10 protein-coding genes are annotated in these 11099 nt (G+C 69.6%); 9 read left to right on the top strand and 1 reads right to left on the bottom strand.

The genetic code is table 11. The features are described 5' to 3' along the window. Positions 1-65 precede the first annotated feature (65 nt). Positions 66-1157, bottom strand: coding sequence for an IniB N-terminal domain-containing protein (locus tag HDA45_RS29280; protein ID WP_184900690.1), 1092 nt, complete (start codon positions 1155-1157; stop codon positions 66-68). Between the two features lie 294 nt (positions 1158-1451). Here HDA45_RS29280 and HDA45_RS29275 point away from each other — a divergent pair, with 294 nt between their 5' ends. The 9 genes from HDA45_RS29275 (at position 1452) to HDA45_RS29235 (ending at position 11075) form a co-directional block, all read left to right on the top strand. Further along, positions 1452-2606: an Hsp70 family protein gene (locus HDA45_RS29275; RefSeq protein ID WP_184900688.1), complete on the top strand. Its 1155-nt coding sequence runs from the start codon at positions 1452-1454 to the stop codon at positions 2604-2606. After that, complete coding sequence (locus tag HDA45_RS29270) at positions 2603-4954, top strand: helix-turn-helix transcriptional regulator (RefSeq protein WP_184900686.1); 2352 nt, start codon at positions 2603-2605, stop codon at positions 4952-4954. Before HDA45_RS29275 ends, HDA45_RS29270 begins: the two co-directional genes overlap by 4 nt. A 626-nt stretch (positions 4955-5580) precedes the next feature. Beyond that, positions 5581-6615 (top strand): HNH endonuclease signature motif containing protein, encoded by a 1035-nt coding sequence (locus HDA45_RS29265; RefSeq protein ID WP_343072308.1) that lies wholly within the window; start codon positions 5581-5583, stop codon positions 6613-6615. Between the two features lie 173 nt (positions 6616-6788). Next, positions 6789-8213 (top strand): M28 family metallopeptidase, encoded by a 1425-nt coding sequence (locus HDA45_RS29260; protein WP_184900684.1) that lies wholly within the window; start codon positions 6789-6791, stop codon positions 8211-8213. A gap of 7 nt (positions 8214-8220) precedes the next feature. Then, the gene (locus HDA45_RS29255; RefSeq protein ID WP_184900682.1) at positions 8221-8811 is read left to right on the top strand and encodes a maleylpyruvate isomerase mycothiol-dependent enzyme family protein; all 591 of its coding nucleotides are present in this window, start codon (positions 8221-8223) and stop codon (positions 8809-8811) included. Between the two features lie 12 nt (positions 8812-8823). Next, positions 8824-8979, top strand: a complete 156-nt coding sequence (locus HDA45_RS29250; RefSeq protein WP_184900680.1) for a hypothetical protein — start codon at positions 8824-8826, stop codon at positions 8977-8979. A 25-nt stretch (positions 8980-9004) separates the two neighbouring features. Then, the gene (locus HDA45_RS29245) at positions 9005-9868 is read left to right on the top strand and encodes an ornithine cyclodeaminase family protein (protein WP_184906170.1); all 864 of its coding nucleotides are present in this window, start codon (positions 9005-9007) and stop codon (positions 9866-9868) included. Between the two features lie 111 nt (positions 9869-9979). Next, a complete protein-coding gene (locus HDA45_RS29240; protein WP_101612927.1) occupies positions 9980-10234 on the top strand; it encodes a hypothetical protein in 255 nt (84 codons plus the stop codon). 46 nt (positions 10235-10280) lie between these two features. Beyond that, the gene (locus HDA45_RS29235; RefSeq protein ID WP_184900678.1) at positions 10281-11075 is read left to right on the top strand and encodes an LmeA family phospholipid-binding protein; all 795 of its coding nucleotides are present in this window, start codon (positions 10281-10283) and stop codon (positions 11073-11075) included. Positions 11076-11099: the final 24 nt, after the last annotated feature.

Here is an 11099-nt window from a genome sequence, read left to right as displayed (position 1 = left end):
GCCCCGCGACCTGGTGCGGTCGCGGGGCCCGTGCACACGGTGAGAGCTGAAAGAGTTTCAGCTCATCAGCCGATGTGGATGTCGTTGTGCGAGGCGATGTCGCCGGCACCGAGGTTGATGTCGCCCACGTGGCCGATGTTGTTGGCCACACCGGAGACGACGTCGTGCACGTCGTTGACGCCCGCGTGGTTCGCGACGTCGTTCACGACGTTGTCGGTGACGTCGGTCGCGACGTTGTCGGTCACGTCGTTGACGATGCCGTTTCCGTTGCCGATGTCGTGCGCCTTGCCCGCGATGTCGTGCACCTTGGTGGTGACGTCCGCGACACCGACCTGGCCGATGACGCTGGTCAGGTCGCCGACCGTCGACAGGAAGTCGGGGGCACCGCCCGCGACGCCGTCGACGCGGGGCAGGTCGCTGCTCAGGTCACCGACGGCCGGAACCGAGTCGATGGCCGGAACCGAGTCCACGGCCGGGACGTCGTGGACCAGGTCGGTCGCGGTGTCGACGGCGCCGTTGGCGACATCGCCCGCCTGGCCGACGGAAGCGGCGTCGAGGCCACGCGAAAGGTCGTCGGTCAGCCCGAAGCTGCCGACGGTGTTCTGCGCGAGGGCGGTCACGCCGGCGGCGGCGTTCGACACGTCGGTCACGTCGGAGACGGCCGGGACGGCGGACAGGCCCGGGAGGTCGACCGGCAGGTCGCCCACGGCGGGCACGGCCGGGACGGCGGGCAGGCCCAGCTCCGGCAGACCCGGGAGACCGGCGTCGGGCAGGCCCGGGACACCCGGGAGGCTCGGCAGCTCGCCGACACCCGGGACGGCGACCGGCAGGCCGGCGGTCAGCGCGGTGAGCTGGTCGATCGCGCCCTGGACACCGTCGGCGCACTCGCCGTCGGTGCCGTTGACGACGTTCGCGACGCCGCCGAAGCCTGCCAGGTTGTCAGCGGTCGCCGCGGCGGTGCCGGTGACGTCGGTGGCGGTGTCGACCGGGACGAAGTCGAGCACCAGCGGGACGACCTCGTGCACGTCGGCGGCGTTGATGTCACCGAGACCGGCGTCGGCGAGGACCTGCTGCGGGTCGTTGGCGAACGCCGCGCGGGCCGCGGTGTCGTTCAGCAGGTTCAGCGTGAAGTCGTGCAGGGTCTGGACGGAACCCATGAAAGGACTCTCCTGGGGGTCTAGGTCGGTGGGGCTGGCGCAGCGGCCGGAGGGCACGGCTGAGCGCAGGTCACCGAAGTTAGTGAGCCGGTACCTCTCGGCACATCGGGGATCACTCCTGGTTGCCGCTCACTCAGCCAATAGGGGATCGGTATGACATCGTTAGGGCGTTAGGGGCTTAACCGAGACGCACCTTGTTGGGTTTAATGCCAACCCTCACCCGGATGGGTCAAGCCGTTCGGGTGAGTGGCCCTAGTTGGTCCTAGGGGCTGGTCAAGCGAAGGAGGATGCTCGTTGCCCTACGTCCTCGGCATCGATATCGCCTCGACCCGCACCACCGCCGCCACCTGCGTGAACCAAGGCGACGGCTGGGGCGTGCCGGAGCCGTCGTGGCTCGGCGCGCGCGGCCCGTCGGCGGCGTCCGCGGTGTTCCTCGACGACGACGGCTACCTGCTCACCGGGGACGCCGCCGTCGAAGCGGGCCGGTCCGCGCCCGCCCGCCTGCTGACCGGATTCCACGAGCGGGTCGGCGACGACGTCCCCGTGATCGTCGGCGGCGAGCGGTTCCCGGCCGAATCCCTCAGCGCCGTCCTCGTGGACGCCGCGGTGGATCAGGCGGCCGAGCGGTTCGGCGAGAAACCGCGGGACATCGTGCTCACGCATCCCGTCGGCTGGGGCTCGTTCCGCCGCGACCTGCTGCGCCGCGCGCTGGCCGAAGCCGGATTCCCCCGCGTCATGCTGGTACCGGCGCCCATCGCAGCGCTGCACGCGTACCTCGCCCCGCAAGGCGACGTCACCGCCGGTGTCTGCGAATTCGGTCCGGACGGCGCGGTGGTCACGATCGCCGCCGCCGGGATCAACGGCTGGCAGCCGGTCAAGACGGTCGAAGGCGTCGACCCCGGTGAGGCCATCGGCAGGGTCTTCGAACTCGCGCACGGCGCCGGGGTCCAGCCGCAGGCGCTGGCAGGCATCGTGGTCTGCGGCGAGGCCCCGCCGGTCCCCGGCCGGACTCCGTGCCCCGTCTTCGCCTCGAGCGACCCGGTGCTGACGGTGGCGACCGGCGCGGCCAACATCGCCGCGCGACGTGAGGTCTCTCAACCCGGCGGCCCGCGCTCGAGCGCCCTGGCCGCGGTGGCGACCGTGGAAACCACCCTGCTCCCCCGGGTCGACGAGGCCCCGGAACTCACCGAGCGGCCCGAACGGCCGCCGGTGGACATCACCCCGTTCCCCTTGCCAGAACGCACCGGGGCGGCGAAACTGCTCAGCCGACGCAAGCCCCTGGTCGCCGGAGCCGTGGTCGTGGTGCTGGCCGCGACCACCCTGCTGCTCACCCTGACCACCCGAGAAGCCACCGCGGACAAGGGTCCCGAAGCCCCTCCCACCACGCCGACCTCGTGCGCGCCGTCCACCCCCGGCGCCGCACCGTCCTCCCCCGAAGGTCGCTGTTGAACGCATTGCTAGACAAGCCCGGCATCATCCATCCGGGTGCCCGGCCTCTGCTCGACGAGGTGACCGCCGCCCCGGAACTGCCGGTGCGGATCACCGTCGTCGCCCCCGGCGGTCACGGGAAGACCCATCTGCTCGGCCTGCTCGGACGCCACTACGCGGGTGCCGGAGTCGAGGCGCTGCTGGTCGACGACGCCGACCAACTCGGCGACGACGAGATCGCGAAGATCAGGACACGAGCGGAGGAAACGACCACGCCCGTCGTACTGGCCTGCAGGACGACGGCCCGGACCAAGGCGCTGCGCGCGCTCGCCGATTCCTTCGGCAGATCGGTGTCCTTGGGCGCGTTCGGCGTCGACGACGTCCGGCGGCTCGTCGAGTACGCCGGTGGCGACGCTGCCACGGCCGAAGCTGTCCACGCCAGAACCGGTGGTGTGCCGGGACTCGTGCTCCGCGCGGTCACCGGCAGGCTCGCGGACTTCCGCGGTGAGCTGGAGCAGCTGGACGACGACGTCCACCGCTACCTGATCGCCGCCGAAGCGGGCGCGGGCCGGAACCTCGATCTCCTGGCGGCGCTGCTCAACCGCGATCGCGAGGGCTTGCCGGAGGTCTTCGACAACGCGAGGGCGACCGGGCTCCTCGGCGAGGACGACGTGCTGCTGCCGATCGCCGCCGAAGCCGTCCGCGCCTGGGGATCGCCGGGGCGTCGGCTGACGGTGCTGCAGCGACTGGTGGAACTCCAGCTGCGCGACGGACTGCCGGTACTGGAGCTCGCTCGATCCCTGCTCGGAACCGGAAGTTCGGGCGCGAGCGCGGCGGCGGCCTTCGAGGCGGCCGCGCGTGAAGCGATGCCCGACGACACGAAACTCGCGGCGCGGTTCTACGAAGCCGCGTCCGAGGCCGGTGGGCGCGGCGCGGCGCTCACCGTCGGCTGGGCGCACGCCGCGGCGCTGGCCGGGGACCTCGACACCGCGCTCCGTCTCGGCGACGGCATGCTCGGCAGCACCTCGGATACGGACGCCAGGGCCGCCGGCGCCGAAGTGGCCGCGACCGTGCTCGCGCATCGCGGCGAACTGGCGCACAGCGCCGAGCTGTACCAATGGTCCGGCCGGGCCGGATCGAAGGCTTTCGCCGCGATCGCCTTGCTGGGCACCGGAAAACTCGAAGCCGCCCGAGGTGTGCTGGAGACCCCCGAAGTCCCGACCCTGTTCGCGAACGCCGCCTCACGGACGGCGCGCGCGATCACCGGGTCGGTGTCCGGCTGCGGCGCCGAAACCCTGTCGGCCCTGCTGGGCGCGGCGTCGATGCTGGAATCGGCGGGGGCGCCCGCACCGCTCCCGGACAGCCCGGCGGCACTCGCGGCGTTGGTGGGGTTGCATTCCGGCGAACTCGCGCTGGCCGAGTCGGTGCTCAGCCGCGCGGTGACCGGGCGGATCGGCGGCGACCTGCTCGCGAAACGGCACCGGCTGCTGCTCGGGTGGGTCGCGATGACCGCGGGCGACCTCAAGACGGCCGCCGAGGCCTTGATGCCTCCGGACGGTCTCGAAGCCCGCGACGAACTTTTCGCCGCCACCCTGCAACTGGGCCTGGCACGGCGTTCGAGCGACCTTCCCGGGCTGCAACGGTCCTGGGACCGGGCATACCAGGCTTCGATGCGCCAGCAACCGGACCTGTATTCGTTGCTGCCGCTGGGAGAACTCGCGATCGCGGCCGCACGGGGCGGTGCGAGCGCCAAGCTGGCCGGGCAGCTCGAACGGGCACATACCGTCCTCGACGCGCTCGGCAACCCTCCACTGTGGACAGCCACCCTGCGCTGGCACGAGCTGCACGCCGCCATCACCGTCGAGGATCATTCTTCGGCCGGGGACCATCTGGCCGCGCTCAACGATTTCGCGCCCTGCGGACGCTACCCGGCCGCACTCGCCGCCGCCGCGACCAGCTGGCTCGCGGTCCTGACCGGGACTTTCGATCCCGAAGCGATCACCGCGGCCGCGTCGGAACTGCACGAACTCGGGCTCTGCTGGGACGCGTCCCGGCTGGCCGGGCAGGCGGCGATCCGGACCTCGGACCGGAAGGCGATGGTCCAGCTGCTCGAAGCGGCGCGACAGTTCCAAGGACGCGCTCCGGAACCCGTCGCGGCCACCGGTCTGAGCGCCTTGAGCGAACGGGAACTGGAGGTCGCCCGGCTCGTCGTCGACGGACTCACCTACAAGCAGGCCGGGGGCAAGCTGTTCATCTCGGGCAAGACCGTGGAGCACCACATGGCCCGGATCCGGGGGAAGCTCGGCGCTGGGGACCGGCGGGAGTTGCTGGCCATGTTGCGGGAGTTGCTTCCGGCGAGTGAAGGTTAGCGTTCGGCCGCCGGCGGGGTGCGGTGAGGACGGGGGCTCCATTGGGTCTGGTAGCCGTCCTCACCCAAGTCTTCGGGGATGATGTCGAAGGCCCTGAGCACGGCTCTGGCGAGCGGGGTGGCCGGCTGCCGCCTGTGTCAGATCCAGATTTCCGGCCCGCGTTTCGGTTTCGTCAGCGACCACCTCGGCGCTGCTCTGGTCGTCCAGGACGGAGCAGAAGGCCCACCCGTGATGTCTCAGTAGCCAGACAAGCCGCGTGCCCGGCATTGTCACGGTCCGGCGGCAGCAAAGTTCCACAATCACTGTCACCGATGTGAGCGGCCGCCTTTGCTTGGCGACTTGCGCGCACTTCCTTGCCTGGCAGAAACCTCATCCCGCGCGACGTGCCGACTCCGTCTGTCGTGACTGGCCCATTCACGCATTACGCGAATTCAGTCCCGTATTTCGTCGAATTCGAACTTGCGTCTGAGTATGGTCGAGGCATGACCTCAACTCTCGCTTATAACCCGAAAGCTGCTCGCTTTCTTGACACCTCGTTCGACGAAGAGGTTTCGCTTCGTCAGGCACAAGGGCGTCAGGTGCGTGCGTTAGCCGAGTTCGCCGCTGTCGGCGGTTCACGAAGATCGGTGACCGAGGAGATCGCCTTGCGCTTCTCGGTCACTCGCAATCGTGCGTTCCTGCTCGTCGAAACCTCCCGCGCGCTGGTGTCGCGGCTGCCGAACACGTTGGCAGCACTGGAACGCGGCGACATCGACCTGTACAAATCCTCCAAGGTCACCCAGCTGACCAGAGAGGTTTCGGACGAGGTCGCGGCCCAGATCGACGCCTGGCTGGCCGAACGTCTCGCCGGTCGCGATCCCGGCGCGATCCGCGGTTCGGTGAGCTACGCCGTGCAGAAGTTCGACCCCGACGGGTATCGCGAACGGGCCGCCAAAAAGCGCGCTCTGCGGCGTATCTCGTTGGAACACAACGACGAGACCATGTCCACGCTCTCCGGCCATCTTCCCACCGAAGTCGCCAGTTCTCTCTACGCCTCGATGAGCAGATCGGCGCGATCCCGGCGGAACAAGGACAAATCCCGAACCCTTGATCAGCATCGCGCCGACATCTTCGCGGAACGCCTGCTGGCCGAGGACGGCCGAGGGAAACGACGGGCGCATATCCATGTCTATGTCGATCTCTTGACACTCGTCGGCGCGCGCAACGACCCCGCGACGCTCGCCGGGTACGGACCCATCCCTGACTGGCTGGTCCGCGAGATCGCCTCCGACTCTTCGTCGACCTGGTCGCGGCTGATCACCGACTCGGCCACAGGCCAGCTACTCGAAGCCGGCGCCGACAAATATCGGTCACCGGCATCCCTGGCACGTCTGATCATGGCGAGGGATCGCGAGTGCACGCAACCAGGCTGCCACTGCCCGGCCGAGTTCGCCGAGATCGACCACATCGTCCCCCGGGCCCGCAAGGGCAAGACCGACCACCACAACTGCCACATCCACTGCAAAGGTCACAACCTGCTACGAGAGGAACCAGGATGGTCGGCCGTGCCCACCGGCAACGGCGGCATGATCATCACCACGCCGAGCGGACATACCTACGAGACATCACCAGAGCCCTTCCACGAACCGCGTACTGACCTCGAGGAGAACACCGAGGACTGACGGGCGCTGCCGGCTTTTGTCTGCGCTTGGCCCACTCTTCAGCGTTTCCTGGAGCGCCTCGGCCATGGAGTTTTTCTCCCGAAGATCACCCGGCGTTCCTCCCCCATCCACCGCCTGCCGCGCTCATCCTTTCGCGGGTAGACGCCCGATGGCCGGACGCGTAGGAACGAAGAATGGCTCAGGAGAGGTCCAGACGAGTGTTCCTGTCCACGTCGGCCGCGCTGTCCGCGGCCGCCCTGTCCTCCACCGCCCTCACCGGGGCCCCGGCCGGTGCCGATGAACTGGGCGATCGCGGGCCCGGCGGATCCCCCTCGCCGCAACGGCCGGACGCGGAACTGCGGGCGATCCTGCGGGAGATCGACGAACACCGCATCGAGGCCACCGTCCGCAGGCTTGCCGCCTTCGGGACACGGCACACGTTGTCCTCGCAGACCGATCCCGTCCGCGGAATCGGCGCCGCCCGTGACTGGATCTTCGCGGAGATGACGAAATCCGCGGAGAGGTCGGGCGGACGGATGAAAGTCGAGTTGCAGTCGTACGTGCAGCCACCCGCCCCACCCCGGATCCCCGTTGCCACCACGATCACCAACGTCGTCGCCACGCTGCGCGGATCCACCACGCCCGAACGCGTTCACGTGGTGTCGGGCCATTACGACTCGAGGTGCTCGGATCCGCTCGACGCCACGAAGGACGCGCCGGGGGCCGACGACGACGCCTCCGGCGTGGCCGTCTCGATGGAACTCGCCCGGGTGTTCGCCACCCGCCGTCCGGCCGCGACCCTCGTCTTCGTGGCGGTCGCGGGCGAGGAACAGGGCCTGTTCGGCGCACGGCACCTGGCCACCCTCTACAAAACGGCGGGCACCGACGTGCGAGCGATGTTCACCAACGACATCGTCGGTTCGAGCCGGGCGGACGACGGCACGCGGGACCCGCGCACGATCCGGTTGTTCGCCGAGGGCGTGCCGACGTCGGAAACCCCGGCGCAGGCCGATATCCGGCGCGCTGTCGGTGGTGAAAACGATTCACCCTCCCGGCAGCTGGCCCGGTTCGTGCGGTCGGTCGCGGAGAACGACGCGACCGGTATGGCCGTGCGGGTGATCTACCGGCGCGACCGCTACCTCCGGGGTGGCGACCACATCCCCTTCCTGGAGCAGGGGTATCCGGCCGCGCGGTTCACCGAACCGCACGAGGACTACGCGCACCAGCACCAGGACGTCCGGGTGGAGAACGGGAAGCAGTTCGGCGACCTGCCCGAGTTCTGCGACTTCCCGTTCATCGCCAGGGTCGCCCGGGTGAACGCCGCCACGCTGTGGTCGCTCGCGACGGCGCCCGGCGCCCCCGAGGACGTCCGGATCCGGACGAACCAGCTGACGAACGACACGAATCTGGTGTGGCGCCGCGGAACCGACCCGGATCTCGCCGGCTACGAGGTCGTCTGGCGGGAGACGACGGAGGCCGAATGGACGCACGTGATCGGAGTCGGCCACAAGACCGAGGCTAAAGTTGATCTGTCGAAGGACAACCTGTTCTTCGGTGTGCGCGCGGTCGGGAAGAACGGCCGCCGCGGTCCGGTCGCGTTTCCGACACCCTTGAGCTGATGCCTTGATGACGATCACGCCCGACGATCTCGACGCGGCGGTGACCAGCGTGGTGAGCGACCTGCGAAAAGCGGCGAACCACGACTGGTCATCGGCCCCCGGCACCGGCGAACTGAACGCCTGGCGGACGGCCGAGCATCTCGGCGACTGCCTCATCTCCTACGCCGGGCTGCTGATCGCCCGGCCGTCGACGCCGCGTTTCGTCTGCTTCGAATCCGTCGCCGACAGTGCCGCGACACCGTCGGAGATGCTGGAGTTCGTCACCGTCGGCGGCGGCATCCTCGGCGCCACCCTGCGCACGATGGCCCCGGACGTGCGTGCCTATCACCCGAGCGGTCGCGCAGACCTCGCGGGCTTCGCCGGAATGGGCTGCGTCGAGGCCCTGGTTCACGGCGAGGACATGGCCAGGGGCCTTGAAATCACCCTCGACCCGCCCCGCGACGTCTGTTCGCGTGTGCTCGCGCGGATGTTCCCGGAAGTGGACGCCGTCGACATCGATCCCTGGACCGCGTTGCTGTGGGCGACAGACCGGACGGACCTTCCCGGACGCCCTTCCCGCGCCGGCTGGCAGTGGCGGGGCGCACCCCTGGACGGCTAGCTTTCGGCCGCCTTGCTGCTGGAGGATCTCGGCGAACGAGTGCTGGAACAGGCGACGCTGCCGGAACGCGCCGGCCGGGCACGGAACGAGCGGGTCCGGGGCAGTGTCGTCCTGCGCGCGAGCACCGCGTGCTGGCAAGGTGATTCCCGTGACCCGAACACTCAGTGACGACGAGGTCCGCAAGGCCGTCCCCATGCGGGACGCGGTCGAGGCGGTCCGCGACGCGTTCGACGGACTCGCCGCCGGGCACTTCACCCAGCCGGAGCGGCTCGTCTTCGGCGACGGCCGGGTGCTGGTGATGACGGCGTACCACGAACCGTCGGGAACGGGAGTGGTCAAAACGCTCGGCGTCCAGCTGGACCGTGATCCGGCGATTCTCGGCACCGTGGTCTGGACGGGCGCCGGTGAACCACTCGTCGCCGACGCGACCGCCGTGACCACCCTGCGCACCGGCGCGGTCACCGGCGTCGCGACCGATCTGCTCGCCCCGCCGAGCGCCGGACACCTCGCGCTCCTCGGTTCCGGGGCACAGGCGGCCGACCAGGTCCGCGCGATCGCCGCGGTACGAGAACTGCGTGAGGTCGCGATCCACAGCCGGACCACCGGAAACGCCCGGGCGCTGTCGGAACGGCTCGGCACGGAGTTCCCCGCCGTCTCGTTCCGCGTCGCCGAGTCCGTCGAGGACGCCCTGGCGGACGCGGAGATCGTCAACTGCGCGACGTCGTCGGAGACGCCGCTCTTCGCCCTCTCGGCCCTCCCGCAGAACGTCCACGTCAACGCGATCGGCTCGTTCCGCCCGTCGATGCGCGAACTGCCCGGGGAACTGCTCGCGACAGCTTCGATCGTGGTCGTCGACCAGATCGGAGCCGCGCTCGAGGAGGCGGGCGAGGTCATCAAAGCCGTCGAGGACGGCGTTCTCGACCGCGGGTCCATCGTGGAACTCGGCGCGGCCCTGCGGGAGCCGCCAGCGGTCTCAGGAAGGACAGTGTTCAAGTCCGTCGGCGTCGCCGCCCAGGATTGGGCCATCGCACGGTCACTGGCGGCCTACGAGGAGTAGGTGGGTACGGCCGATCGGCGCAACTTGGCCGTTGAAACGTTTGCCGGGGCCGAATCCGGGAACTTTTCCGGCATGTCCAGATGGCGAACCACCAGTAGGAGCAACACCGCCGTGCGGGTCATCACCGGCATCGGCGCGCTGTTCGCTTTCATCGAGCTGCTGTACATGGTCATGGTGCTCGCAGGAGCCAACGCGGGCAACGGTTTCTTCATCTTCATCCAGGCACTCGCCGGACCTCTGGCGTTGTTCTGGCCGGGACTGTTCCCGGTGAGTGACCCGAATCTCGCGGTCATCCTCGACTACGGTCTGGCCGCGGCGTTCTGGGTGATCCTGGCGGGTGTCATCGCCCGTTTCGCGGCCCGCTGACCCCCCTGCGGCGGCAATCGGCGTCCCGTTCGGCGACACTGGTCGGATGAGCGAAGGCAGATGGTTCGAGCTGAACCCCCTTCCCGAGCTGTTCGGCCTGGCGGCCGCCGGGCGGGCGCTGTTGCCGAACGTGCCCGTGACCCCGGCCGCGGTGCTGAAGACCGTGACCGAACAGCTGGTCGGGCGACGGCTGACGACCAAGGTGGACGGGCACGACGTCGGGCTCACCCTGACCGGCCTCGACTACCAGGCCGACAGCCTCAGTCTGGCCGCCACCGGCCGGGTCGGCGACGTCCGCATCGTCGTGGAGGACGTCGACTGGCCGGAAACCCCGCTGAGTCGCATCACCGTCCTGGCCTCGAACGTCCGTCTCCGCTCGCTCCCGTCCCCCGCTGCTATCCCCGAACAGGTGAAGATGGCGATCCGGGTCGCGCCCGAGATCCTGCAGGCTCGGGTCGCCGAAGCCCGGCCGGGCATCATCGTGACCCCCGGCGAGGACGGGCACTTCCACATTCGCTGGGAAAAGCGGCCCCGCTGGGGACATCTCGCCCTGGAGTCCACTGTGGAGGGCGACGCCGTCGTCCTGCGGCCGATGTCCGTCCACATCGGACGCCGTCGCTTCGGTCCGCCGTCCCGCCTCAAGCCGATCGTGCTGCCCCTGCCGGAACTCCCGCAAGGGATCCGGCTCACCGCCGTCGAAGCGCACGACGGTCACCTCGTCCTGCACGCGCTGGCCGAGGAATGGCCGGAAAAGCTTTCCACGATCCCGCTCGGCGACCTGCTGGGCTGGGTGATGACGGCGGTCACCACGCTGACCCTGCCGAAGCTAGGCGGCCGATAGCCACGCACGTGACCATCGGCCGCC

This window comes from Amycolatopsis umgeniensis (genome assembly GCF_014205155.1).
Lineage (GTDB): Bacteria > Actinomycetota > Actinomycetes > Mycobacteriales > Pseudonocardiaceae > Amycolatopsis > Amycolatopsis umgeniensis.
Note: the sequence above shows the minus strand (reverse complement) of the source record. Positions and strands in the feature narration are given on the sequence as shown.